The organism is Providencia stuartii (assembly GCF_029277985.1).
Lineage (GTDB): Bacteria > Pseudomonadota > Gammaproteobacteria > Enterobacterales > Enterobacteriaceae > Providencia > Providencia zhejiangensis.
The window spans coordinates 3,650,133-3,675,859 of sequence record NZ_CP119546.1; the positions used below are offsets into that span (position 1 = coordinate 3,650,133).

General features: G+C 38.9%; 24 protein-coding genes. 15 read left to right on the forward strand and 9 right to left on the reverse strand.

Annotated features, from left to right (window positions below):
* Nucleotides 1-8: 8 nt before the first annotated feature.
* The 9 genes from P2E05_RS16455 to P2E05_RS16495 all read right to left on the reverse strand — a co-directional run bounded on the left by P2E05_RS16455 (nt 9) and on the right by P2E05_RS16495 (nt 9,227).
* Nucleotides 9-1,727, reverse strand: coding sequence for an urease subunit alpha (locus P2E05_RS16455; RefSeq protein ID WP_053110486.1), 1,719 nt, complete (start codon nt 1,725-1,727; stop codon nt 9-11).
* 62 nt (nt 1,728-1,789) lie between these two features.
* Nucleotides 1,790-2,215 (reverse strand): urease subunit beta, encoded by a 426-nt coding sequence (gene ureB / locus P2E05_RS16460; RefSeq protein WP_163862943.1) that lies wholly within the window; start codon nt 2,213-2,215, stop codon nt 1,790-1,792.
* Nucleotides 2,216-2,235: 20 nt separating this feature from the next.
* Entirely contained in the window at nt 2,236-2,538 is a 303-nt protein-coding gene (locus tag P2E05_RS16465) for an urease subunit gamma (protein ID WP_163862945.1), read from the reverse strand.
* Nucleotides 2,539-2,928: 390 nt separating this feature from the next.
* On the reverse strand, nt 2,929-3,708 hold the full coding sequence (locus P2E05_RS16470; protein WP_163862947.1) for an ATP-binding cassette domain-containing protein: 780 nt from the start codon (nt 3,706-3,708) through the stop codon (nt 2,929-2,931).
* The gene (locus tag P2E05_RS16475; protein ID WP_163862949.1) at nt 3,708-4,514 is read right to left on the reverse strand and encodes an ABC transporter permease; all 807 of its coding nucleotides are present in this window, start codon (nt 4,512-4,514) and stop codon (nt 3,708-3,710) included. Before P2E05_RS16475 ends, P2E05_RS16470 begins: the two co-directional genes overlap by 1 nt.
* A complete protein-coding gene (locus tag P2E05_RS16480) occupies nt 4,511-5,479 on the reverse strand; it encodes an ABC transporter permease (RefSeq protein WP_163862951.1) in 969 nt (322 codons plus the stop codon). Before P2E05_RS16480 ends, P2E05_RS16475 begins: the two co-directional genes overlap by 4 nt.
* Nucleotides 5,479-7,026: an ABC transporter substrate-binding protein gene (locus P2E05_RS16485; RefSeq protein WP_231131823.1), complete on the reverse strand. Its 1,548-nt coding sequence runs from the start codon at nt 7,024-7,026 to the stop codon at nt 5,479-5,481. Before P2E05_RS16485 ends, P2E05_RS16480 begins: the two co-directional genes overlap by 1 nt.
* Nucleotides 7,027-7,164: 138 nt before the next feature.
* On the reverse strand, nt 7,165-8,409 hold the full coding sequence (locus P2E05_RS16490; protein WP_163862955.1) for an ammonium transporter: 1,245 nt from the start codon (nt 8,407-8,409) through the stop codon (nt 7,165-7,167).
* Between the two features lie 662 nt (nt 8,410-9,071).
* Nucleotides 9,072-9,227, reverse strand: coding sequence for a hypothetical protein (locus P2E05_RS16495; RefSeq protein ID WP_163862957.1), 156 nt, complete (start codon nt 9,225-9,227; stop codon nt 9,072-9,074).
* Between the two features lie 5 nt (nt 9,228-9,232).
* Between P2E05_RS16495 and P2E05_RS21745 the strand changes: the two genes are divergently transcribed.
* From P2E05_RS21745 to P2E05_RS16570, 15 genes are all read left to right on the forward strand, one after another.
* On the forward strand, nt 9,233-9,472 hold the full coding sequence (locus P2E05_RS21745) for a hypothetical protein (RefSeq protein WP_196713609.1): 240 nt from the start codon (nt 9,233-9,235) through the stop codon (nt 9,470-9,472).
* 51 nt (nt 9,473-9,523) lie between these two features.
* On the forward strand, nt 9,524-9,955 hold the full coding sequence (locus tag P2E05_RS21750) for a hypothetical protein (protein ID WP_163862961.1): 432 nt from the start codon (nt 9,524-9,526) through the stop codon (nt 9,953-9,955).
* A gap of 622 nt (nt 9,956-10,577) precedes the next feature.
* On the forward strand, nt 10,578-10,730 hold the full coding sequence (locus P2E05_RS21755; protein WP_196713611.1) for a hypothetical protein: 153 nt from the start codon (nt 10,578-10,580) through the stop codon (nt 10,728-10,730).
* A gap of 582 nt (nt 10,731-11,312) precedes the next feature.
* Nucleotides 11,313-11,546 carry a hypothetical protein gene (locus P2E05_RS16515; protein WP_196713612.1) on the forward strand — a complete coding sequence of 78 codons (234 nt, stop codon included), beginning with the start codon at nt 11,313-11,315 and terminating at the stop codon, nt 11,544-11,546.
* Nucleotides 11,547-11,878: 332 nt separating this feature from the next.
* Nucleotides 11,879-13,162 carry a tyrosine-type recombinase/integrase gene (locus P2E05_RS16520; RefSeq protein ID WP_115167876.1) on the forward strand — a complete coding sequence of 428 codons (1,284 nt, stop codon included), beginning with the start codon at nt 11,879-11,881 and terminating at the stop codon, nt 13,160-13,162.
* A 108-nt stretch (nt 13,163-13,270) separates the two neighbouring features.
* Complete coding sequence (locus tag P2E05_RS16525) at nt 13,271-14,158, forward strand: hypothetical protein (RefSeq protein ID WP_115167877.1); 888 nt, start codon at nt 13,271-13,273, stop codon at nt 14,156-14,158.
* A 999-nt stretch (nt 14,159-15,157) separates the two neighbouring features.
* Nucleotides 15,158-15,388 (forward strand): helix-turn-helix transcriptional regulator, encoded by a 231-nt coding sequence (locus P2E05_RS16530; protein ID WP_115167879.1) that lies wholly within the window; start codon nt 15,158-15,160, stop codon nt 15,386-15,388.
* Nucleotides 15,389-15,580: 192 nt separating this feature from the next.
* Complete coding sequence (locus P2E05_RS16535; RefSeq protein ID WP_276122913.1) at nt 15,581-17,089, forward strand: YfjI family protein; 1,509 nt, start codon at nt 15,581-15,583, stop codon at nt 17,087-17,089.
* 374 nt (nt 17,090-17,463) lie between these two features.
* The gene (locus tag P2E05_RS16540) at nt 17,464-18,090 is read left to right on the forward strand and encodes an inovirus Gp2 family protein (protein WP_276122914.1); all 627 of its coding nucleotides are present in this window, start codon (nt 17,464-17,466) and stop codon (nt 18,088-18,090) included.
* A gap of 25 nt (nt 18,091-18,115) precedes the next feature.
* A complete protein-coding gene (locus P2E05_RS16545) occupies nt 18,116-18,277 on the forward strand; it encodes a YagK/YfjJ domain-containing protein (RefSeq protein WP_240297212.1) in 162 nt (53 codons plus the stop codon).
* 510 nt (nt 18,278-18,787) lie between these two features.
* Nucleotides 18,788-21,208, forward strand: coding sequence for a type I restriction-modification system subunit M (locus P2E05_RS16550; RefSeq protein WP_276122915.1), 2,421 nt, complete (start codon nt 18,788-18,790; stop codon nt 21,206-21,208).
* The gene (locus P2E05_RS16555; RefSeq protein WP_276122916.1) at nt 21,205-22,515 is read left to right on the forward strand and encodes a restriction endonuclease subunit S; all 1,311 of its coding nucleotides are present in this window, start codon (nt 21,205-21,207) and stop codon (nt 22,513-22,515) included. The genes P2E05_RS16550 and P2E05_RS16555 overlap by 4 nt, the downstream gene beginning before the upstream one ends.
* Complete coding sequence (locus P2E05_RS16560; protein ID WP_214038670.1) at nt 22,508-23,635, forward strand: DUF262 domain-containing protein; 1,128 nt, start codon at nt 22,508-22,510, stop codon at nt 23,633-23,635. Before P2E05_RS16555 ends, P2E05_RS16560 begins: the two co-directional genes overlap by 8 nt.
* Nucleotides 23,628-24,737 carry an AAA family ATPase gene (locus tag P2E05_RS16565; RefSeq protein WP_214038671.1) on the forward strand — a complete coding sequence of 370 codons (1,110 nt, stop codon included), beginning with the start codon at nt 23,628-23,630 and terminating at the stop codon, nt 24,735-24,737. Before P2E05_RS16560 ends, P2E05_RS16565 begins: the two co-directional genes overlap by 8 nt.
* Nucleotides 24,734-25,711, forward strand: a complete 978-nt coding sequence (locus P2E05_RS16570; protein ID WP_154611578.1) for a hypothetical protein — start codon at nt 24,734-24,736, stop codon at nt 25,709-25,711. Before P2E05_RS16565 ends, P2E05_RS16570 begins: the two co-directional genes overlap by 4 nt.
* The last annotated feature ends 16 nt before the right edge of the window (nt 25,712-25,727 follow it).

Sequence of the window (25,727 nt, forward strand, 5' to 3'; positions counted from 1 at the left end):
TCGCAGTATTAACCAAAGAAATAACGTTGGTTCATCGCTGCTTCACTAATCGGTTGGCAAGTAGCATGTTCGCCATTTACTTTTACAGCAAAAGTTTCAGGATCAACTTCAATGTTCGGAGTTTCACCATTACGAACTAAATCACGCTTACCAATCGCACGGCAGTTGTTAACCGCAACAACTTGGCGCTCTAAACCTGCTTTTTCTTTAACACCATCATCTAATGCCGCTTGGGAAACAAATGTGACACATGTGTCATTAACTGTTTTACCCATAGCACCGAACATTGGACGATAGAATACTGGCTGTGGTGTCGGCAGTGATGCATTTGGATCCCCCATTGCCGCCCAGTTAATCAGGCCACCTTTAATAACCAGTTTTGGTTTAGCACCAAACATTTTTGGATCCCACAACACCAAGTCAGCCATTTTGCCAACCTCGATTGAACCTAAGATGTGACTCACACCCTGAGCAATCGCTGGGTTAATGGTGATTTTTGCAACGTAACGTAGAACGCGGAAGTTATCATTACCCGGTGCATCTTCAGGCAGTTTGCCACGTGAAGCTTTCATGGCATTAGCAGTTTGAATGATTCTTAACCAGTTCTCACCAACACGCCCCATCGCTTGTGAGTCACTCGAGAACATCGAAATTGCTCCCATATCATGCAATACGTTTTCCGCTGCGATAGTTTCAGGACGAACACGGCTTTCAGCAAAAGAAACGTCTGATGGAATATTGGGGTTTAAGTTGTGGCAAACCATGATCATATCAAACAATTCTGATTGGCTATTAACACCAAAAGGAAGTGTTGGGTTAGTTGAACTTGGCAACACATTGGGCTGGCTAACAACTTTAATAATATCTGGTGCGTGACCGCCACCCGCCCCCTCAGTGTGATAGGTGTGGATAGTACGGCCTTCGAAAGCTTCGATCGTATCTTCTACATAACCACCTTCGTTCAGGCTGTCTGTATGCACAGAAATTTGCACATCAAACTCATCCGCGATACGCAGTGCGTGACGGATTGCGTTACCTGTTGCGCCCCAGTCTTCATGTACTTTTAAACCTGCTGCACCAGCAACCAATTGCTCTATTAATGGTTCGCGCGTATATGAGTTACCTTTACCCAAAATACCGACGTTGATTGGTAAGCCTTCAATGGCACGCAACATCGCACGCATGTTCCATGGACCCGCAGTTACTGTGGTACCGTTAGTGCCATCAGTGGGTCCAATGCCCCCACCAAAGAAAGTCGTCACACCATTTGATAACGCCGCATAAGCCTGCTGAGGTGAAATTAAATGAATATGGGTATCGATACCTGCGGCAGTTAAAATTAAGTGTTCACCTGAGATAGCATCCGTTGCGACACCCACGACCATTCCAGGGGTAATATTGTCTTGAACATTTGGGTTACCACTTTTACCAACCCCAACAATTTTACCGTTTTTAATCCCTACATCAGCTTTGATCACACCTAAACGTGCATCCACAATCGTGACGTTGGTAATAACGAGATCAAGAACGCCGTTATCACTGGTAAAGGTATTATTTGCCCCCATACCATCACGTAAAGATTTACCTCCACCATAGACAGACTCTTCGCCATATCCACGCAAATCTTTCTCGATTTCAATATACAGATCTGTATCACCTAAACGAATTTTATCGCCGACTGTTGGGCCAAATAGGCCGCTATATTCTTGTCTAGAAATTTGTGGCATTTTATTTACCTTTAAAGTTAATAAGGTACATAGTTATTTATCGTTATCGATAAACAACACAATTACTGTTCTTTATGTTTGTAACCGCGAGCGATCGCTTCATTTAATGCAATCGCTTTTGCTGGACGTTCTGTTGTTGCGACGTTATTACCTGCCCAACCATCAACGAGGTTATTAAATCCATAAACAGTTTGTTTTCCACCGAAAGGGATAAGTGATACTTCAATTTCATCGCCTGGCTCAAAACGTATTGCAGTCGTAGAAGCAATATTTAAACGCTTACCATAAGCCGCAGAACGATCAAATTCTAATGCGTGGTTAACTTCAAAAAAATGAAAGTGAGAACCTATTTGTATCGGGCGGTCACCTGTATTTCGCACTTTTATTTTAGTTTCAGGTTTGCCTACATTAAATTCAATTGGGGTATCCGCTAAAATAACCCCACCTAAAGGTGTAGGTGCTTTTGTATCTGTTTTCGCGTTGCTCATATGTTCACCTCGTCATTAGCTTATTTTATCGGATTATGAACAGTCACCAGACGTGTACCATCAGTAAAAATAGCTTCAACCTGTACGTTTGGAATTAAATCCCACACACCATCCATAACATCTTTTTTAGTTAAGACAGATGCGGCTTCTTTCATCACATCTTCAACGGTTTTACCATCGCGTGCACCTTCTAAAGCCGTAACCGTAATAATGGCAACCGCTTCTGGATAATTTAATTTCACACCACGATCACGACGTTTTTGTGCAACGTCTGCGAGTGTATAAACCATCAATTTTTCAATTTCCCTTGGGGTTAATTGCATAACGCCTCCTCGATTGATAAAAGTTTGTATTTATCAATACAGATAAATATTTATTAAACGCGTTAAATAGCCATACTAAAAATAATACGAGATGTAGGTTAGCGACAATCGAAAATAGGCGTGGACATAGATAAACGATATAGTCCGGCTCGCTGAGCGTAGTCACTCCCACTGAAACTTAAAGCATGACAAATATAAACAATCCGTTGCGATATGACTCCTTGTAAAAACAAATAACAAGTTCGCTGTATTTAAAAAACATTCATATTAAAAGCATCTTATTTTATTAAAAAGATAATCATTAAATGATTAGTCAAAATAAGTTTGTTAATATTATTAATGATTTTAGATTAAAAAATTTGGCATCCTATTTAATTAAGCGCAAAATAGTTATTGTTTAAACTTCATAAATTGATGCTCAGGTAAAGAGTTCCATAACGATTGAAGCCATTTACCCCCTCCGCCATTTTGTAATTTTTCACTCGTTAATACTTCTTCCAGTGACCCATTGCGTAAAAGTGCAATACGATCAGCGAAACGAACAGCCATCGCAAGATCGTGCGTTACCCACAAAATACCTTTCCCATCTCTACACAATGACTTGATATGTTCCAATAGTTGGATGGCATGTTCATCATCCAGCCAAGAAGAAATCTCATCGGCTAAGATATATTCAGCACGTGATAATGTAGCACTACAGGCTAGAACACGTTTTGCCATTCCACCTGATAATTGACTTGGATAATTATTCACCACACTTGATTGCAAGTTATATTGCTGCAAATGCTGAGCCACATCATGCATTTTGATATGTTGCCCACTGAGCACGGCAGCCCTTTCTAGTTGAGGGCCGATCCGAATTAAAGGATTTAAAGCACTCACCCCTTGTGGTATATAACATAAAGAGTTACCACGATACTGCTGCTTAGTTTTTTCCGTTAGCTTATTACCATTTAACACGATATTGCCATGACAGCGCATATTGTCAGGTAATAGGCCTAAGCCACTTTGTAATAATAGGCTTTTGCCTTCACCACTGCCGCCCACTAGCGCAACCATCTCTCCAGGGCGGACATCCAATGAGATATCGTTCAACAATGGCTGCCAACGTTTCTTTCCTAGCCAACGAAACTGTGCCACATCTACGGTTAAATGATCAAAACTTAACATCATGCTCCCCTTAACCATAAGTTCTGGACAGATTTAGCAAACTGGTCAAATAACAATACCAATCCTACTAATGCAAGCCCCGGAAACATCGCTAACCACCAAGCACCTGTACTTAAATAACGCAGCGCATCCGATAATAAGATCCCTAACGATGGCTCATGTGGTGACAAGCCAAAACCCAGAAAACTCAATGCAGCGCTGTGTAAAATAGCATGTGGAAACATCAATAATGTTCCAACCATCCACTGCGGTAAAATCATTGGCAGATAATCATATCGGCAACGGTATAGCGCACTGTTACCAATGCGACGCGATAACATGATGTAATCTGCTTGCTGCACTCGCAATAACTCAGAACGTAAGATAAGCGTTAATTTTGGCCAGTGAGTTAATGCAACCGCCCAAATAACGCCCGCCTTCCCTCCCCCGAGGGTAAAGCAGATTAAGATCAGCAAAAGCAAATGAGGCAGTGCTAATAATGAATCGATGATACCACGTACGATGTAATCCATTGTTTTGCTAAATGACGATAAACCCGCCATCACGACTGCGATTAAACCACTCGATATCGCTGCCGTCGTACCAATCTGTAAACTAGTCGCTAAACCTTGAAATACCCTATCCCATAAATCGCGCCCCAAATTATCAGTACCGAATAAATGAACTAATGACGGTGCTTGACGACGATCTAACAGGTTTACTTCGATATCCGTTTGTGAAAGCCATATGGCATAAATCGCTAACACACATAAACAAACTAAAGAAATAACTAACTTCAGTAAAGCTCGGTTTGGGTTATAGGTCATGATCCTCTAATCACTCCCTGATTAATCTTTTTCAATAACAAATCTGAAAGGCTATTGCTGAAAAAGATCACTACTGCACACAGCATAACAATCCCCATCAGCAATGGAATATCTCCCCGTAACCCTGCATCAATAGTCGCTTGCCCTAAACCGGGGTACGCAAATACCTTTTCAGCCAATAATGCACCACTGAGTAATTCCCCCACCGAAGCAAACTGTAAACACATCGCTGGTGTAATCGCATGTTTTAAAACATGAAAACTCACCATTGGCCACCCTTTATCACCCTGCGCTTTCGCATAGTGGATAAACTCACTATTCATCACTTCCGCCACTTTAGAACGAGTGTGTAAGGCGATATTTCCCACTCCCAGCAGCCCTAGAGCAATCACTGGTAGCACCAAATGATGGATTTTTTGTGACCATGTCGCTGTTTGTTCATCTAAGCCGATTGGCCACGCACAACAAATTGGTGCCCAATGCAACGAAACTGCAAATAATGACAGTAATAACAATCCTATCCAAAACACAGGGATAGAAGCTAATAAGTAGGATAATGTTGAAATCACCCTATCTGGCCAACGATTCAGGTAACGCCCCGCCACTAATCCTAAGACAAAACCTATAATCCCAGAAAATAACCACGCTGATATCAATAATGCTAATGAAGGCGCTAATCTATCAGCTATGACTTGTGATACTGGCGTGTTATAGAGCATAGAATAGCCCATATCACCTTGTAATAGCTGCGAAAACCAACGCCAGAACTGCATCCATAATGGCTGGTCAAGTCCCCAACGAGCAGCAATCAGTGGATACTGCTCAGGGGGAACATGCATTAAATCATTACCAATATAAGCTTTTATCGGATCAATAGGTGAATAGCTTAAGAGGATAAAAACCCCTATCGCTGTCACCAATAACAAACAAATAAATCGCAGTAAAAGCCCTACTGTTGTGCGCATTATTTACAGGTCCAAGCCCAATCATCAACGTTATTCAATACAGACCAAGAACCATGAATTTCAGGTGCACCTTTACCTAATTCAACACAGTTATCTAATAAATAGATATGTTGAATATTCATCAACCATGCCCAAGCCGCATCCCCTTGGATACCCGTTCCTGTTTGACCATTCCAGTCCACTTGCTGCCATAATGGAATCGCTGCGGTTTGGTCTGGTTGACGCAATGCCTCTTCAATAACTTCATCGATGGCTGGATTTTTATAATACCCAGGGTTATAGAAGCCAACACCAGCAGCCTTACTGCTATAGTTATGCACAAGTTCCATTGGATCAAGGCTACCCCAACCAAATAATGTTGGGTTGGCATGCATGTAGCGTTCAACGGTTTCCCAACTTCCTGATTTCAGATCCATCTCAATACCGATAGGTTTCAAACTTGCTCTGACCGCTTGAGCTAAATCACGACGAGTCGTATCACCGCTGGCATACCATAGGGTCAGCTTGGCAACTTTACCGTCTTTTTCTCTCAGACCATCTTTATTTAATTTCCAGCCCGCCTCTTCTAAAATAGCTTTCGCTTTTTCTACATCACCATCTTTAAACGATGATTTAGGGTTATTCCAAGGTAGCCCTTCAACCCCTGTATAAGCAGGGATAGCAAATCCTTCGAGTACTGTTTCAGCCAATAATTTACGGTCGATCACATAGTTAATCGCTTTTCGCACTGCTACATCGGAGGTGATATCGTTACCAATTGGATTACCTTGCGCATCTTTTTCACCTGCGGGAGGAATAGGGAAAGAGATCCCTCGATTCTCTACACTATGGCGTTCAACCAATTTCATATCTTTGACATTTTTAGCATTAGCTGCGATAGCAGCAGGAATACGCACGATATCAAGTTGACGACTCTGTGCCGCCGCAAAAGCGGAGTCCTCATCAAGGAATACGAAAACCATCTTATTAAAATCGTTTTTTGGCCCCGCATAGTATGGATTTTGTTCAACAATCAATTGCTGTCCAGGTTGAAACTCCACCAAACGATATGGACCCGCACCAATCGGATTATGTGCATATTTTTTAGCATCGTACTTATCAGCAGAAACAATACCTAATGAACCTAATACGTTAATAAAGGTACTTTGAGGCGATGATAATGTAATCTTAACGGTTAACGGATCAATCGCTTCAGCCTTAGCAAAATTCCCCATATCCACTTTACCGCCACTTGCAGCGGCATTGTTATAAGTGAAAACCACATCTTTTGCCGCTAATGGCGAACCATCAGAAAATTTTAAATCTTTCTTTAATTTTAGCGTCCAAATTTTACCATCATCAGAATGTTCATATTTATCAAGCATATAACTATGCCATGATAAATCTGCATTCTGTTTTAACAGCGGGCTATGAAGAAGCATATAGCTGCCATGGCTCCACCCTAACATAGGGTCAAAACCTTCTGTTGGCTCAGAACCAATCGCCAGACGTAAAGTATGTTGATCTTGTGGGATAGAATCGGCTAAAGCACCCATAGATAGCCCCATTAAGCATGCGGCTTGGATCGCTATTGCTAATTTCTTTTTCATATTATCCTCTTCATATTTTGTTCATTTTTATAATATTGTTTTTTAAAAATAGGTTTAATAGAAACTAAGCCACCTAAGTGGCTTAGTGACTAAACACTAGTTGGATTTTTCTCTATAAGCATCTTCATCAAATTCAGTGATATCTAAATCATCACCTACAGTCTGTTGATTCACTTTGACTGGGGTAAATTTATTGATGACCCATAGAATTAACAATGTAAATACGAACGACCATAAACTCGTAAAGACAACAGCAACAAGTTGCTTAACAATTTGCATGCCATTTCCTTCAAGTAAACCAGCAGGTCCTTTAGGGTTCCAAACGGTTGAAGCAAATACCCCGACCAAAATAGAACCCGTGATCCCACCTACACCATGCACACCAAAAACATCAAGTGCATCGTCTAAATGGCGTCTCACTAAGAAAACAAAGAAATAACAAACAAGGCTAGCAATAATACCAATGATTGCCGCTGAGCTGATTGACACATAACCTGAAGCCGGAGTGATCGTTGCTAAACCGGCCACGGCTCCCGTTAAGAAACCAACTAGTTTTGGCTTACCAGTATGCAGACGCTCGATGATAAACCAAGTGACTGCTGCGAAAGCCGCCGCAATATCAGTAGTTAAAAATGCAGAAACCGTTACTGTATTCACTTGCAGCTCAGAACCAGCGTTAAAGCCATACCAACCGAACCACAGTAAAGCAGCACCTAATGCAATATAAGGAATATTATGTGTTCCGTCTGATGGCACCATTCGTTTGCCAACATACAGCGCTGATGCTATAGCAGCAAAACCTGCTGTTGCATGAACAACAATCCCACCCGCAAAGTCAACAACACCCCACTTAGCAAAAAGCCCCTCTGGGCTCCACACCATGTGAACAAATGGACAGTAAACAAATAACGTCCATAAGGTCAAAAAGATCAGGTAAGCAGGAAAGTTAACCCTATTTGCGAAAGCGCCTGTAATTAATGCAGGTGTAATAATGGCAAACATCATCTGATAGCTGAAATGCACCAGTATGGGTAGCCCGCCATCATTTCCTGTATACATCGTTTGAGGACTAATGTTATTTAAAAACGCATAATAAAACGGATCGCCAATGATGCCATTAATCGATGGGCCAAAAGATAATGAATAACCGACAACAAACCAAATAATAGCCACCCATCCCATAGAGAAGAAACTTTGGGACATTATGGTAATAACACTTTTACGAGAAACTAGGCCACCATAAAAAAAAGCCAGTCCTGGAGTCATTAACATAACTAAACTTGTACATAGCAACATAAAGGCTGTATTTGGAACATCCAAAACCGACAATATATTTTCCATAAACATTATCTCATCTGCTAGTCATATAAACCTATAAACACTTATTCTTATTAATGTTATAAATAAGCCCATTCTTACAATATTAAACTACTTATATAATAGAATAAGCATAACGATTATCAACATTATTATTAATAAAATATAAATTATTAACATATTCAACTTAAGTGATAATCCAAAATCAACAATCACTATAAACCCTAAATTATATATTTTGAATATACCCACATAAGGCTAGATAACAATTACATTAATTAAATTAATGACTCGTATTCACTAGATACAAAAAAGACCAATAAAGAACATCCAATTAAGATAATTAATAAACGAATACATCATAATATTGACATTAACCAAATGAAAAATAATTAAAAACAAAAATAATTAAAACTTACTCAGCTTCATAAATGAATGATAAATTCACCCCTATAGAATTTCTAATTTTAAAATAGAACGATTCATTCATAATCATTGTCATATATAAACCAACAACGACAATTATGTTTATACATTTAACACACCACGTATTTAAGTTTTAATTAAAAAGAAAAATCACACTCTTTTAATATAAATAAAAAGTATAAACTCACTATTTTTTAATCATTATTATCGAACAGTTAAATACATAGAGAATATTGATTAATTATTGTCTGTATTATAATCTACTTTGCTGCGGAAAATAGACAGCCACCTGAACATTCAAAAACGATTTTGTTCCCTTCTAACGTAACAGGAATAACCTTAACTTTCATTACGCTATCACCTTCAATAATTGTCTCTGCTTTTACACGACGGGCAATAAATCGAATCACCGACAAAGGCTATGCTTTGGGTTTGTTTAGTAAGAAAAGAAGGTTTAAAAGATGGTGCTGTTGACGTTTTAGAAGGCATTGTTAACTCAATTCTTTATCCTATTGATACTGTTATAGGTTTATCGACAGCTATTTCGAATTATGATCAGACTATTGATGCAATTAAAGTTTCAGCAATTCAATGGGATGAGCTGTATGAATATGCGTTAGCTAATGATCCTAATTTGGTAGAGCCAATATTAGGTGCATGACAAGGTAAAATTCTTGGAAATGCAGGTAGGAGCGTCGTAGTTTCTGGAGCAATGGCAAAAACACTTCAGAAGGTTGCTCAATCTAAAAATGAGATAGAAAAGCTTCCTCCTACAGCAACATCGCCATCTGGTACAAAACATCCTTTGCTAGATGATGCAATTCCTCGAAATGGTGATAGAGCTATTGTTAACCAAGGAGTGCTACCTACATGTGGGCATAATTCTTATGGAATGGTTTTAGATACAATGGGTAAACCTGTAAATATAGTAGACTTGATCAATAAAACTCCCTCAGCACCGAGGGGAACAACACCTATGCAAGTCGCTGGAATTTTAAAAGCAGAAGATGTTGAAGCAAGTGCATGGGCTGGTCGTAAAGTTAATGACATATCTCGTTATACTTCGAATGGAGCACCTATTATGGTTAGAATTATAGATAAAAATGATGGGAATATTTTCTTCATATTGTTGTTTTGCTGTTGATAGAGTAGCGAGTAGGAATGGCATCCCTGTTGTCGCAATTAGAGAACCATGGGAAAACACTTTACAGGGGAAGTGATTATTCCTAAAGGATGGCAGAAATGATTTTACAAATCGAATTTCCAGATAATTTATTGTTAAGTCAACTAGAACAGCAAAAAAAATACCTTGTCACATACAAGTATCTAATAAGTTTGAAGTCGTTTTTGAAATTGAATCAACAAGAATTATTGGAGAAGTGAGCGAATATAATAGAACATTGTTCGAACAAAGAGTTATAGCCAGAGCTGGTGGCAATTATATCTATAATGAGCCATCTTTAATAACATTAAGTCGCGCTAGTAGAGGGATATATAGAGTCGTTGATCTCTGCGTTTTTTATAGCGATTTTGGATGGTGTTCAGTCATTGAAAACGGCGATTACATGGAACCCCACCCATTTTGGGATCATGATGATGAAGATCCAGACTTTAAACCGAGACTGTAATTTAAAAGGCGCTCGAACTGCTAAGATAAGAGGCGCGACTGATAATGTAACTCGTTATTATAAAAATGGAAAATATCTAGATAAAACAGTCGATGGAAAGATAATATCGTTTGGAAAACAATAAAAGGTGAATACGTTATGTGGCATGATTTACATATTACGAATGTGGGTCGGATAAGAAAAACAGTTGCTGAATTCACGGTTACGATGATCCCTATTTTACCTTATTCAAAAATGAAGGTGAAAATTTATGAAAGCCAATCTGGAAATTTCACTGGAATGACTGATTGAGCAATAAAAAGAAAATTTGATGGTTCTCCCGAATGTGCTATTGGGTATGGAGATACTATTGAGGAGGCGTTAGAAGACACGATCCTTTATTTTAATAAAATGCTGAGTCAAGATGGCTTTACTGAATTAACCGAAGATGATATTAGCTACGCAGAGTGGTCTGATTTTTAAATGTATAAAGATCCCAGTTCAGTGCTGGGATCTTCCTTGAAAATCTTACTCCCCCCACTCAGCCGGATAATCAACTGTCCGGCTTGGCAAGTGAGGGTATAGTAACTGCTTACTTAAAACCCCTACTCATTCAATCACTTACCGCTTAAGGTGAGTTGGGGTTGAGTTTACCTCGGTTAGGGGTGTCAAACCATCTACAACATTTTCACAAAATGAACTTAGTGTTTTACAACAAAAGCTTAATAAAAATATTGAGATTAAAATAAAAAATAATGTTACTGATCATCGGCGTACAGGTGTCTTTTCAAGTCTTCGCGAATACCGTGGTATATTTCGACCCATTAAATATCGACGCATGAGCCGTCCACACTAAACCCGTTCCCCATAACGCACGCGTGATCGATAAACTCAATGATCACACTTGACGATAATGTCCTGACTGACCCGCAGTATGGCGTAGAATTTATCAATGACTATTGGGTCGTCAATACAAAAACGAATAAAAGCCAATACATTTATTTGGATTACAATACTGGCATTGTCAATTTATCCAAACATGATGCAGGTGTACTGGTGATTTCGAGGGAAGACGAAACGGATCGGCTCACCTCTACTGAAGAGGTCAGCATGGGTGTATTGAATTAGATAATTGAGCCATTCTGCCCCAAAACTTTACCTGACCCAAAATCAGGTAAAAACAAAAAGGAGTTAGGTGATTAACACCTAACTCCTTAATAAATTTGGTGGCCCCTACTGGACTTGAACCAGTGACCAATCGATTATGAGTCATGCATAATACTTGTTCTCACATTTCTTAAATTGTTCTCAATCTGTTTTTTTATTATTAAAATTCATAATATTAAAATAAAAAAACGTTCTCATTCGTTTATTTTAATACCTAATTGTTCAAACACTACCTGACCCATTACCTGACCTGATATAATAATCAGGTCTCTCACATTATTGGTGATAATCAAATGAATTTAACCGAAACAGCCATTCGTGCTTTAAAGCCTAAAACCTCAGCCTACTATTCTTGGCACCAAAGTTCACAGAGAGGTACTGGGCGCATTGGTATCAAAGTACAACCCTCTGGGAAAAAAGTATTCTACTTTCGCTATTATGTAAACAAAGGCAAAAAAGAAAAGTTTATCCAAATTGGCCTATGGCCTGAAATGAAGCTAGCGACTGCAAATGAAATTGCTAAAACATATAGTTTATGGCTCAGCGAGGGTAAAGATCCAACCAATGAATTAGATATCCTTAAAAAGGAAGAACAGCAATTAGCCCAATTTAATAATAGCCAAGGTTCTTTTGAGCAATTGATACATGGCTATGTTAATAAAATGAAACAAGATAATAAACGTACATGGCAAGATGTCTTAAAAAGGCTGGAAAAAGAATGCTATGAGCAGATCCCTAGAGGCACAAAGGCAAAGGATGTAACACCAATCCAAATTAAAAACCTGTTAAGTACTATTATCCAACGTGGGGCGGTTGTACATTCAAATCGGATACGTTCATATTTAATGGCTGCTTTTAACTTTGGGATTAAGGCTGATAACGACCCTATGAATGCAAATAATGGTATCACATTTGGATTAGAGTCAAATCCTGTTTCAATGATACCTAAACAATCAGCTGCCGAAAAAGTCGGTAATACATGGTTAAACTGGGAAGAACTATCATTTATCATGAATTCAATAGCTGAAACCTCTGGTGTTGGTATCCTCATGCAACACTTAATTAGGCTATGTATATTTACAGGCGGACAGCGACCTTATGAACTCATTGCAAGTCAGTGGGGTAATATTGACTGGAAAACTAAAACACTACTTATTACATCTGATATTTCCAAAAATAAGCGCGAGCACCTTATTCCTCTCACAGATTCCGCACTATCAGAGCTTGAAGCTATCCAAAAACTCACCTCTCACCTCAATAGTAACTATATTTTTCCGTTATCTAAAGATGGAAAAAGACCAACAAGAACAGATAGCCTAGCACAAGCAATTGGCTACTTTAGGAAATACCATCCAGATTTTAAACACTTCACAGCAAGAGACCTTCGCAGAACCTGTAAGACCTTAATGGGTGAAATTGGAATAAGTAAAGAAATCCGTGATAGAATTCAAAATCATGCTTTGAATGACGTCAGTTCTAAACACTATGATAGATATGATTATCTAAATGAAAAACGCGCAGCTTTATCCCTATGGGAAGAAGAATTAAATCGAGTTTTATCATTACAAATAACTTAAAAACCTCACACAAAGGAGCTTTCACTCAAAAAATTTTTCATAAAAATACGACTATTTTATTTTTCATAGTAATATATAAAAAAACACAATAATATTAATGAGGTTATCATGAAAAGAATAAAATTTCTGAAATTATCGAAAATACTCAATGAGTATAACTTTAACTACAGAGATCTCCTTGCATACTGGTTTACTGATAGAATATATATTTTTTATCACTATGATAATCAAGACTGCTTTTTATATTTAAATTCGAAAGAAAAACTAGAGAAATCACCGACTACCTGTGATATAGAAAAACTAGTATCATGTTATAACTCTAAAAAGAACAAGCTTCAAAGTTTCACGTTTGACAAAAGATACAAATTAGAATTAGTAAGCGAATCACTCAATATGGATTTAAATATAAATTACAGATATAAAATAAAAGGATTAATATCAGGTTATTGGCCATTACAAATAAAAGGTAGTGTTAATTATACAAATGATGTATATCATATAATAGGAGATTCTTTCGATGGCATTAATATATCTATGCACGATGAACAATTCAAAGAATTAATGATTTCTGGAATTCCAGATATAGATAGAATCATTAATGATAATGATAGAGATATATTTAAATATCATAGTTTTGATTTAATCACTTTACCTAAAAAAGAAAAAGTGGCTATAGGCGAATTTTATATTTTAGAGAAAACTTTTTTAACTTTAGCTAAAAAAAACAAATGGAGACCCTATCCCGATATTAATAAAGGGAAAAGTAGAACATCCGCTCAGCAAAGTGAAGCCATTTATATTCTTTACAAAAAGCTATCAGATGATTTTTACGAATTGAAAAGTTCTAAAAATAGAAGTTATAGTTCTACTGAGTTTAATAAAGACTTAAATTTACTTTCAGAAAAAAAAGGAAATAAAATTAAATTTAATGAGGCAACCACTGCAGGATGGGTAAATTCTTATCCAGAAATAAAATTAATAAAAAAAACAAAATAACCGCTTCCCTCCTTTTTATTACAATTTCAGAAAGGAGGGGTTAATTTAAATTTATTCGTAAGAAATGATATTATCAACTATACCCGCGTTCATTGAAGTTGCTTAATTTTATGCAAAATAAGGGGCATGCTGACAATATAAATATTGAACTCAGTTCTGAACAGAAACGTACTCTTGAAGCACAGCATCGCAAATGTCGTGGCCGTACGTAGAATCTAGGACAGGATACGGTTCATACTGCTTTCTGCTGAAGGCTGGTCAAGCGGTATCAGAGGCTCAATCCCAGCGTATTAATGAAACGATAGTCCGTAGCCACCAGTAGGACTGGTTTAATAACGAAAAGCTGAAGCCTAAGAATGGTGGGATGTCCACTACACCGTGCTGGACATGAACAAGTGGCTGCACCGCAACAGTTTCAGTTACCGAAGACCCTAGGGTGTGCCGCATAAGTTCAGCGCAAAAGCTCAGCAGATGTTCGTGAAAACCTACAGCGCCTTGAAACAGCAAGCCGGTGATTAAGCAGCTGAGGCACAACCGCCACTTCCTCTCAGCCAAAAAGAATCCATTGCTTCTTCAGCTATAAATACCGTTCATCACCGAGACGTTGACTGATCGTATTAATGAGAACTTCCAGATGCTGAAAAATGCATCTTCAAGTTAATAGTGTATATACTAACTTATTGTCTTTGATATCACCTCTCATTTACCCATAATTAGATATAATGGTGTCCGATTAAATACTTATCACACACAAATTTCCTCCGTTAAGCTCATAGTATTATTTAGTGGTTTACCATACCTTTTTCTTCAAATGTCCATGGCTACTTTCCCAATATCTCGTCATCCAAATATCCCCAAAAAACCTCAAAGTAAAAAATAAAAACAAATAAAACAATAAGTTGAAAATCCATTCTTTAATAAGGGTTCAATCGATTGCCAAGCTACCGTTATTTATATCACTATATACGTACCCAATAAATTTGCTAAGAAAAGATAACAATGGATACAAATACCCCAAACTCAACGTTACGTATGGAGCTTCTTAAACGTTATGGAGAACCTCGTGATCGCCTAGTTCGTGAAAAAGAGCGAAAAATAATCACATCGATATCCCGCACAACCGCATGGAAACTAGAACGGGAAGGTAAATTCCCTAAACGTAAGCAGCTAGGCCCTAAATCCTGTGCCTGGTTGTTAAGTGATTTACTGATATGGATTAATGAAAAGTAAGGCTCCTATTAGTCATAGCTGTATTAATTAAATAAAGACTAAATTGAATAAATAAATTTATCAAGTATTTTTTGATTAATTATTTATCAGGGTAACTTTATCTTTTTTTTACCATTCTGATTATTGCTATTTCTGCTATTAATAGCAGGAGTAGCAGTTAACTTAATTAGTTTTAAATAGAGAAATTTAAATATGAATAAAAATACATTCCCCATTGATGCTCTACCGAACATTATCAAAGATGCCATTAATGAAGTTCACAAAAATACCCAAGCGCCCATTCCTTTAATTGCTGTATCTGCTTTAGGAGTTATGTCTTTAGCTTGTCAGAACCAAATCAACGTTTTGAGATATAATAATGATAGTATGCCTGTCTCTCTTTTTTTTCTAACTTTAGCTGAATCAGGGGAAAGGAAAAGTACCGTCGATAAACTATTCATGAAACCCATTTATCAAATGGAGGCTGAACTTAATCAAAAATATCAAACTGAAATGAGTGCTTATCGCCATGATAAAAAGTTATTTGACCTCAAGAAAAAGTCATTATCTAAACTCATTACTACCGCATACCAAAAAGGTAATGACCTATCTGATTTTGAGGCACAATTTAAAGTTTTGTCTAATTCTGAGCCCAAAGAGCCCATTCTATATAAATTTTGTTTTAATGATGCGACACCACAAGCAATTAAAGATCACCTCAGCAAAGGCTCTAATTCCATAGGCTTGATGTCAGATGAAGCAGGAGTTGTTTTCGAGGGGAGAGCTCTGAATGAGCTCGGCTTCATTAATAAGATGTGGGATGGGAGCCCATTTTCTGTCTCTCGTAAGAGTGAAGAAGATCAATATATTAAAGATGCAAGAATGACATTATCCTTAATGGTTCAACCTACTATATTCAAAGAATTTATACAAAAAAAGGGAGATAAAGCTAAAGATATTGGCTTTTTTGCCCGATGTTTGATTAGCCAACCAGCATCAACCCAAGGTTATAGAATAATTACAGATACAACATCATACTCTGAATATTTAACTAAATTTCATCATCGCTTAACAGAAATATTATCATTAACAACAATACAAAATCGCAATAGAATTAATATAAGATATAACCTATCCCTTTCTGACGAAGCAAAAGCTCACTGGATTGATACTTATAATGATATAGAGAAAAATTTGATGAAATCAGGCACACTTTATCACCATAAGGAGTTTGGCTCTAAAATGGCTGAGCATTGGCTCCGCTTAGCAGCGATAATACATTATTTTTCATATGATAAAAAATTAATCTCATTAGATAGCTTACAATCTGCGGGAAAACTAGTTCACTGGTTTTATCTTGAACAACTAAAGTTATTTCCAGCTAATGATGAAATCTCCATGGCTAATCGAGATGCCGATACTCTATCTGTATGGCTAAATAATTTTTTTGATAAAAATAATATAAAAGAAATTAATAAGAACTACATTCGACAATATGGCCCTAACAGTTTAAGGGACTCAAAAAGATTGGATAAATCACTTGCTATATTAGCATCTAGACTTGAATTCTTTTCAAAGAAAAAAAATAAAACAACGTATATTTACCGATTTGATTTAAATGATTTATTACAGGTTAAAGATGGACCTTCTGAGTACATTCCCATGATGGAGGCAATAGGCAGTCAAAATTATTTAAACCAAGATTTTACAGTGAAACGTTAGGTATCATTGCATAGAATTACATTTAAATCCTTATTTTTTCTAGTTATACGCATTAACTCCAGAGTGGTTATTTGTTAATCAACTCTGATATAAAGGGGGCTGAGTGATATTATTGATGTTGGATAGGTAATATACTTCTAATCTATTACTGATCTATTTAATCTAATATCCCATATATAGATCTATTAATTAACTGGTATATATCTACTAGCCATATAATCCTATTAGTGAATATAACTATAAATACATATTCATCATTAGGTATGTAATCGAATTAACCATTAACGCAAACTGGGTATAGGTAACCCTCATTACCTATACCCTACCCCTTAAATTAATCACTGAGCCATTACCCATGGCTCTAAGGTATACTTATGTCTAATGATAACGATTCCATGTATAACCCTGATTACATAAGAATCATAGAAAAGACCTTAACCCATTCCTTAACTGACTACACTCGTATTATGGCATTACGCGTAGACTTACGGTTCCCTCTCATAGATAACCATGGGGATATGCCAACCTGCTTTATTAACCTAGATAAAGTGATGTCTCGTTTCATTGATTCATTAAACGCTAAGCTTAAACATTATCAATACAGTAAAAGGCGAAAAGGTCAACGTACTTACCTTAACCGATTGCGTTACGTATGGGTAAAAGAACAATCCAGTTCTGAGCTCCCTCACTACCACTGTGTATTAATCTTCAATAAAGACGCCTACTATCATCTAGGAGACTATAACTTAGATGAACCGAGTCTAAGGACAATGATCACGTCCGCGTGGTACAGTGCGTTACAGCTCCAATTAGACCCTATCTCAGACCCGACTGGCGCATTAGTACACTATCCTAATAACGGTAAGTATTGCTTAAATCAGAATTCCTTAACGTTTGAAGCGGATCGAGCGATGTTGATGAATAGGCTAAGCTACTTAGCGAAAGAGCACTCGAAACATTATAATGCGAATTCACGTAGCATAGGTTATAGCCTTTCATAATTGTAATAAGGATGATGTCAGTACGATAGTTCACTACCCTGAGAACTGTCGGTACTGTTTAAATCGAGAAGCCTTATCCTTTAGCGATGACTATAATACCGTAATAGAACGATTAAATTACCTAGCTAAAGAATATTCTAAACACTACAGTTCGAATTACCGTACGATAGGCTATAGTCAGTATTAATAATACATATGGTGGCCTTAGGGCCACCTATGCAATTAGGTAATATTCACACTGGCAGTACTGCGTAATCTATCGTTATAACAAACTAATATCACACTCAACGAACGTTACTATCCAATACCGAAGAAAACAATTGGACTCACTTCTTTCTAATCGACTTCGATTTGAATATTTTGAGGAAAAATCATTACAATGATAGTATAAGCAACATTGACACATCAAACTAAACAGTAAAAAAACAATGAAAATCAATTCATTAATAATAAAAATCACATGGAAAGAACACTAGCGACTACTAGCTAATCATTGTAGCCCGTTTAATAAGTGAATATTAAATACGTATCAGCGACATAACGTGGAAAATCGGACTAGATTATGTTTTTGTACAAAAACACGCTATGAATACTTTAAAACGCTAGATAAGCTATGTGAATTATTTAGTTACGCGCTGAATCAATCATTATAATGTTATAGGCAACAAATCTATCATCTAAAGGTTAAGGAACCCAAATGGCCATTAAGAAAAACGAACTATACTCCTCACTATGGGCCAGTTGCGACGAATTACGCGGTGGGATGGATGCCAGCCAGTACAAAGACTATGTACTGACCATGCTGTTTATGAAGTATGTATCTGATAAGTATAAAGGCGACCCTTACGGCATGATTGTCGTACCCCAAGGTGCCAGCTTTGATGATATGGTTGCGCTTAAAGGCGATAAAGAAATCGGCGATAAAATAAACAAAATCATCAGTGCGTTAGCCGAAGAAAACGATCTCAAAAGTGTCATCGATGTCGCCGATTTTAACGACGAAGATAAACTAGGAAAAGGCAAAGAGATGATTGACCGCCTTTCCAAGCTGATAGGCATATTTGAAGGGCTAGATCTCTCTTCCAACCGCGCGGATGGTGACGATTTATTGGGTGATGCTTACGAATACCTAATGCGTCACTTTGCGACTGAGTCAGGTAAGTCCAAAGGCCAGTTTTACACCCCATCCGAAGTTTCACGCATTCTTTCGAAAGTGATTGGTATTGATAGTAATACGCCGCAAGACGCTACCGTTTATGATCCAACTTGCGGTTCAGGTTCATTATTATTAAAAGCGAGTGATGAAGCACCGCGTGGCTTGAGTATTTTTGGCCAAGAAATGGACAACGCCACCAGCGCCTTGGCTCGTATGAATATGATCCTACACAACAACGCCACCGCGAAAATCTGGAAAGGCAACACCATTTCAGATCCACAGTGGAAAGAAGCCAACGGGCAACTGAAAACCTTCGATTTTGCTGTCGCTAACCCCCCTTTCTCCAACAAAAACTGGACTAACGGCATTAATCCTAAAGAGGATGAATTTGATCGCTTTAGCTGGGGAATTCCCCCAGAAAAAAATGGTGACTACGCCTTCTTGTTGCATATTATCAAAAGCTTAAAAAGCACGGGTAAAGGCGCCGTCATTCTCCCCCACGGTGTATTGTTCCGGGGCAACGCCGAAGCGCGTATTCGTGAAAATCTGATTAAGCAAGGTTATATCAAAGGAATTATCGGTTTACCTGCCAACCTATTCTACGGTACGGGTATTCCTGCCTGTATTATCGTGATCGACAAAGAACACGCGCAGGCGAGAGAAAGTATTTTTATGGTCGATGCCAGCAAAGGCTTTATCAAAGATGGCAATAAAAACCGCCTGCGTAGTCAGGATATTTATAAAATTGTTGAGGTATTTACCAAGCAATTAGAACAACCTCGCTTTAGCCGAATGGTGCCATTAAGCGAAATAGCAGCTAATGACTACAACCTAAATATACCGCGTTATATTGATTCCAGTGAACCAGAAGACTTACACGACCTCAGTGCCCATCTACAAGGTGGTATTCCCAATCGTGATATCGATGTCTTAGAACGCTACTGGCAAATATTCCCAAGTATTCGCGCGACCCTATTCAAACCAGCACGTGATGGTTATAGCGAAGCTTTAGTTAAAGCCTCTGAAGTGAAGAATACCATTCTAAACCATGATGAATTTAAACAGTTTGCAACGAATAGCTTGCAGAATTATCACGTTTGGGCTCGCGCATCTAATTTAGCTGAGATCCGTGTAGGTGATCAGCCTAAAGCGTTAATTGCTGAAATTGGCGAAAGTTTGTTACAAAGCTATTCACAAACACCGTTGCTGAGCAAATACGATATCTACCAGATCCTGATGGATTACTGGAGTGATACAATGCAAGACGATGTGTACGTACTGGTACAAGATGGTTGGTCTACAGGTAAGGTATTGCGTGAGTTAGAAGTCAAAAAAGGTGAAAAACTGAGAGAAACGCCTGACTTAGTGATTGGTAAAACAAAGTATAAAGCTGAGTTGATCCCCCCTGCACTTATCGTGGCACGCTATTTTGCCGATGAACAAACTAAAATCGATACCTTGCAAAGCAAACTTGATAGTGCCAGTCAAGAGTTAGAGAGCTATCTTGAGGAAAATAGCGGTGACGACGGCCAACTTAATGAAGCATTGAATGATAAAGACAAAGTCACCAAAGCCACAGTCACGGCACGTTTGAAGGTTGCCACTGATCCCGATGAAAAATCGGCATTAAAACAAGCTCAAAAGCTGTTTGATAATGAAGCCAATGCTAAAAAAGCGCTAAAAAAAGCCCAAGATGCCCTCGATTTAGCGGTGTTTAAACAATACCCGAAACTGAGTATCGACGAAATTAAAACCTTGATTGTAAAAGATAAATGGCTGGCGACGTTGCAAAGCAATATTGAGGCAGAAATTGAGCGCGTGACCCAACAATTAGCCAATCGCGTTAAAGAGTTAGAAGAACGTTACAGCGAGCCACTGCCTGCCCTTACCCAATCAGTAGAAAACCTGAGCGATAAAGTGGCAGGCCATTTAAAAGCGATGGGGTTGGAGTGGGAGCTATGAATAACGGGGTAGTTGAAATGGGTTTAAATCTCATTCCGGCTGGTTATAAGCAGACAGAAGTTGGCGTGATTCCAGAAGATTGGGAATTAAAATACCTTGGCGAAATATGTAACTTTGAAAACGGGGATCGAAGTTCAAATTACCCCTCCGCACATGAGTTTTCTAACTCTGGGATACCTTTTATTAACGCAGGTCATGTATCAGAAGGGAAAATTGACCTTGCTGATATGGACTATATACCAACTCATGTTTACGAGAGGCTTGGGGGAGGAAAAGTAAAATCCGGTGACTTGGTTTACTGCTTGCGAGGTTCGCTTGGTAAATTTGGAGTCGTATCTGATGATTTTGGGCTTGGTGCTGTCGCCAGTTCTCTAGTTATAGTCAGGCCAAAGAAATCAACAACAACCAAGTTTGTATCAGCATACTTCAAGTCGAATATTGCTAAAAACATGATCTCACTTTGGGCGGGTGGTGCTGCTCAACCCAACTTGGGAGCAAAAGAGTTAGCTAACTTCTTAGTTCCACTTCCTGACTCGCAAGAACAAACCGCCATAGCCAATGCACTATCCGATGTTGATGCGCTGATTAGCGAATTAGAAAAACTGATCGCAAAAAAACAAGCTATCAAAACTGCCACTATGCAGCAGCTCCTCACCGGCCGCACCCGCCTGCCGCAGTTTGCTTTGCGGGAAGATGGCACGCCAAAAGGTACCAAGCCAAGTGAGTTGGGGGAAATACCGGAGGATTGGAGGGTTGTAATACTTGGTGACATATCAAATCTCAACATGGGACAGTCTCCAAGCTCAGGTAATTATAATGCCAAGGGTATAGGCTTGCCGTTAATTCAAGGTAATGCTGACATATCAAATCGGAAAACAATAATCCGAAACTACACATCACAAATAACTAAGAAAGCCAATAAAGGTGACTTACTCATATCTGTTAGAGCACCAGTTGGCGAAGTTGCAATAGCTGAATTTGATTGTTGTATTGGTCGTGGAGTTTGCGCTATACGATACCCAAATAGCTATTTATATCACTGGCTAATTAATTTCGAGTCTCAATGGGAAAAGTTTTCTAAAGGTTCGACATTTGATTCGATAAACTCAGATGAACTTCGGACTATTCAATTAGTATTACCATCCAATGAAGAACAAACCGCCATCGCCTCCATACTCTCGGATATGGACGCAGAGATTCAGGCACTGGAACAACGCCTTGGCAAAACCCGCCAAATCAAACAAGGCATGATGCAAGAGCTGCTGACGGGTAAAACGCGATTAATAAAAGGGGAAGCACATGGCTGATTATCAAGAAACCGAGCTCGATGCAGAATTGGTTGGGCCTGGTACAGAAGAGGAAGAGCCCGAACTGCTTGATGAGGTGATGCACCCGTTCAACCCGACCGATATTGATATCGTCGTTGAGCCGAAGTCGTTGGATGCCTTGATTAAGCGTATTCACCACAATGAAATCGACATGAATACCGATTTTCAGCGTCATGCGGAGTTATGGGATAACCGCAAGATGAGCCGGTTAATCGAGTCCATTTTGATCCGGTTTCCGTTACCAGCTTTCTACTTTGATGCGTCCGATGAAAATAATTGGCTAATTGTGGATGGTTTACAACGGTTATCCACTATTCGCAAGTTTGTATTAGATAAAAAGCTTCGCCTTAATGGACTCGAATTCTTGACGGAACTTAATGGAAAAACGTTCGATAAGCTACATCGCCAATATCAGCGCCGTATTGAAGAATGTCCAGTCACAGTGTACATGATCAAACCGGGCACACCTGATGATGTTAAGTATTCCGTGTTTCGCCGTATCAATACGGGCGGTTTAACACTCAATAACCAAGAGATCCGTAATGCGCTCGCTAAGCCACGAGACAGAGAATTGCTCGAAGAATTAGCCAATTCAGAATGCTCGAAAGCCATGCTAGGCGACCTTTCCAAACGGATGAAGGATCAGGAGCTGGTATTGCGATTCTGGGCATTTTATCGCTTTGACTATCTTGACCCTAAAAATAAAAAGGAAATTGCCTCGTTTTTAGATAAAGCGATGGAAGACATCAAGAAAGGCGATGATGCCTACCGCTCAGAGTTTAAAACTAGGTACTCAACTGCGATAGAGCGCTGTTACCAGCTGTTGGGAGAAAAGGGGTTTGAAAAAAATCCTACATCAAGAAGACGGTCAAAAAATGCAACGCTGTTTGAAGTCTGGATGGTTATGTTGGTGAAATTAACTGAAAACGAGTTTAGCCGCTTAGTTAATAAGCAAGCCGAGTTTCAAGGAAAAGTACAAGCGTTATTGGAAAATACTGAGTTTATTAATGCTATTAGCTATTCCACTCAACGCAAAGAGCATGTGGAAATTCGCTACGAAAAAGTCAATGCGTTGATTAACGAGGTGCTGAATGATTGAATTTATTAATATCCAGAACTTTAAAACCTTGTTGAATGCTAGCTTTCCACTGGGCAATCTGAATTTATTTTCAGGCCTTAATGGCATGGGAAAATCGACGCTTGTGCAGAGCTTGTTGCTTTTAAGGCAGTCTTACGAACGCAATACCCTCAAAACCAAGGGGCTGCTGTTAAATGGAGATTACGTCAATATCGGTACGGGTAAAGACGCTCTTTCCAGTTTTAGTGAACAAGAAGAGATTATTTTCACCGTTAAGTGGCGCGAGAAAGATCAGCCAGCACGGTTTGAGTTTGATTATCAGCATGACTCGGATCTTTTACCACTTCGCAAGTCGGGTATTGACGGTGATTCTGAATCTTTGAGTTTATTCAACTCTAATTTTCAGTACCTCTGTGCGGATAGATTAGGGCCGCAAAGTCACCACCAATTGTCTGAGTTTCATATTCGTGATTTAAAATCGCTTGGTCATCATGGTGAGTTTGCGGTTCACTTTATCGCAGTAAATAGGGCAAAAGACTTGGAAATAGAAGCGTTGCGTCATCCAAAGGCAGTTTCAGGGACACTTCTTGCCAACATTGAAGCTTGGATGTCGGATATTACACCCGGGCTAAAAATTAATGCAGTGGCGCAACCTCAATTTAATTCGGCGAGCCTGAGTTACTCTTTTAACCAAGGGAAAGACACGACCGAAGAGTTTAAGCCGCAGAATGTGGGTTTTGGATTGAGTTATGTGTTGCCTGTCGTGACCAGTATATTAAGTGCGTCAAAAGGTGATTTGCTGATTATTGAAAACCCAGAATCACACTTACACCCGGCTGGGCAATCATTAATGGGTAAGCTATGTGCCATTGCTGCCAATAATTGTGTGCAATTAATCGTTGAATCTCATTCTGACCATTTTCTCAACGGTATTCGGGTTGCGGTGAAACAGAAAGTAGTAGCGGCTGACGATGTGAAAGTCTTTTTCTTGCAGCGAGATGTTCATAACTCTATTCATGCCTCAGAAGTTATGTACCCAAATATTGATGATGAAGGCCGCATAGACTGCTGGCCGGAAGGCTTCTTTGACCAATGGGATAAGGAGCTGGATAGGCTGCTATGAGCAATGGAATTGTGTTGAACCATCACTCTTTGCCGTTTGCCAGCAAAGAGGATGCAGATAATGGATTATTGGCTTTCTTTAACGTGCTTAAAGTTTGTCGAACTGCGGGTCTAAAAATCTTGTTGGTTGATGAAGATCAAGATAAGTCACTGATGGGGCTGGAACTGGCTAACGGCTACTATGTGCGCAATTGGTTTGCCTCGGCAAGCAAGGTAGCGGAGCTAACGGATTGGTGCCGGTTTCTTAAATCCCTTGAAACGAAACAGCCTCTCTTTGAAACCGTGGATATTGAAAGTGTTGGTGATACGGTAGAAGTTGGTTTGCCGGAAGAGGGTTCAGGTAAGCAAGTGCTATTGGCCGCGTTTTATTTTGAGACTTTTCTTGCCAGTTTCACTGCTCTAGCTGCCTGGGCAAATAGCCATATTAAAGTATGGGTTATCGAGCTTGATGCAGCACCAGAACAAAGGGATGAAGCGCTTTTAAATCTGAGTGATTCTGCAAGCTTGGAAATACATGGTGATGAGCTCAAACAACGCCGTAATGCGTTGTTAAGTTCAGCTAAGGATATTTGGTTGCAACGAGCGGATTTGTTTCCTCATCTCACTTTGTTACCAAATCAAATTGGTACAAGTCTGCAAGGTTGGTCTGCTAGGCAAGATGTCTTGCTCAAGGCGCGTGATGCACTAAATGTGCTGGAGTCGTTTAGTGATAAATGGCTTGCAGGTGAGTATGTTGAATATCGCCATGAGTATTTAAGAGACTTGGGCCTGGCGGCTGAAGTTAGCGGTGAATCAGACAGCGTAGCTAATGATCCCAAAAAGAAGAAAGAGCGCTTGTTTTGGTTAGATGATGGGCGACAGGTCTATTGCGAGAATCATATAAAACTACCTGACGGCTACCGCCTGCATTTTTATGCTGATGCAGCAAATAAGCGGGTATATGTGGCGTATTTAGGGCCGCATTTAACTTTATGAATTTAAGGAAACTTAA

Coding starts and splice junctions, on each gene's coding strand:
- P2E05_RS16455 (WP_053110486.1), bottom strand. CDS start 1,727: ATGCCACAAATTTCTAGACAAGAATATAGCGGCCTATTTGGCCCAACA.
- ureB (WP_163862943.1), bottom strand. CDS start 2,215: ATGAGCAACGCGAAAACAGATACAAAAGCACCTACACCTTTAGGTGGG.
- P2E05_RS16465 (WP_163862945.1), bottom strand. CDS start 2,538: ATGCAATTAACCCCAAGGGAAATTGAAAAATTGATGGTTTATACACTC.
- P2E05_RS16470 (WP_163862947.1), bottom strand. CDS start 3,708: ATGTTAAGTTTTGATCATTTAACCGTAGATGTGGCACAGTTTCGTTGG.
- P2E05_RS16475 (WP_163862949.1), bottom strand. CDS start 4,514: ATGACCTATAACCCAAACCGAGCTTTACTGAAGTTAGTTATTTCTTTA.
- P2E05_RS16480 (WP_163862951.1), bottom strand. CDS start 5,479: ATGCGCACAACAGTAGGGCTTTTACTGCGATTTATTTGTTTGTTATTG.
- P2E05_RS16485 (WP_231131823.1), bottom strand. CDS start 7,026: ATGGGGCTATCTATGGGTGCTTTAGCCGATTCTATCCCACAAGATCAA.
- P2E05_RS16490 (WP_163862955.1), bottom strand. CDS start 8,409: ATGGAAAATATATTGTCGGTTTTGGATGTTCCAAATACAGCCTTTATG.
- P2E05_RS21745 (WP_196713609.1), top strand. CDS start 9,233: ATGCTTTGGGTTTGTTTAGTAAGAAAAGAAGGTTTAAAAGATGGTGCT.
- P2E05_RS21750 (WP_163862961.1), top strand. CDS start 9,524: ATGGCAAAAACACTTCAGAAGGTTGCTCAATCTAAAAATGAGATAGAA.
- P2E05_RS21755 (WP_196713611.1), top strand. CDS start 10,578: ATGTGGCATGATTTACATATTACGAATGTGGGTCGGATAAGAAAAACA.
- P2E05_RS16515 (WP_196713612.1), top strand. CDS start 11,313: ATGATCACACTTGACGATAATGTCCTGACTGACCCGCAGTATGGCGTA.
- P2E05_RS16520 (WP_115167876.1), top strand. CDS start 11,879: ATGAATTTAACCGAAACAGCCATTCGTGCTTTAAAGCCTAAAACCTCA.
- P2E05_RS16525 (WP_115167877.1), top strand. CDS start 13,271: ATGAAAAGAATAAAATTTCTGAAATTATCGAAAATACTCAATGAGTAT.
- P2E05_RS16530 (WP_115167879.1), top strand. CDS start 15,158: ATGGATACAAATACCCCAAACTCAACGTTACGTATGGAGCTTCTTAAA.
- P2E05_RS16535 (WP_276122913.1), top strand. CDS start 15,581: ATGAATAAAAATACATTCCCCATTGATGCTCTACCGAACATTATCAAA.
- P2E05_RS16540 (WP_276122914.1), top strand. CDS start 17,464: ATGTCTAATGATAACGATTCCATGTATAACCCTGATTACATAAGAATC.
- P2E05_RS16550 (WP_276122915.1), top strand. CDS start 18,788: ATGGCCATTAAGAAAAACGAACTATACTCCTCACTATGGGCCAGTTGC.
- P2E05_RS16555 (WP_276122916.1), top strand. CDS start 21,205: ATGAATAACGGGGTAGTTGAAATGGGTTTAAATCTCATTCCGGCTGGT.
- P2E05_RS16560 (WP_214038670.1), top strand. CDS start 22,508: ATGGCTGATTATCAAGAAACCGAGCTCGATGCAGAATTGGTTGGGCCT.
- P2E05_RS16565 (WP_214038671.1), top strand. CDS start 23,628: ATGATTGAATTTATTAATATCCAGAACTTTAAAACCTTGTTGAATGCT.
- P2E05_RS16570 (WP_154611578.1), top strand. CDS start 24,734: ATGAGCAATGGAATTGTGTTGAACCATCACTCTTTGCCGTTTGCCAGC.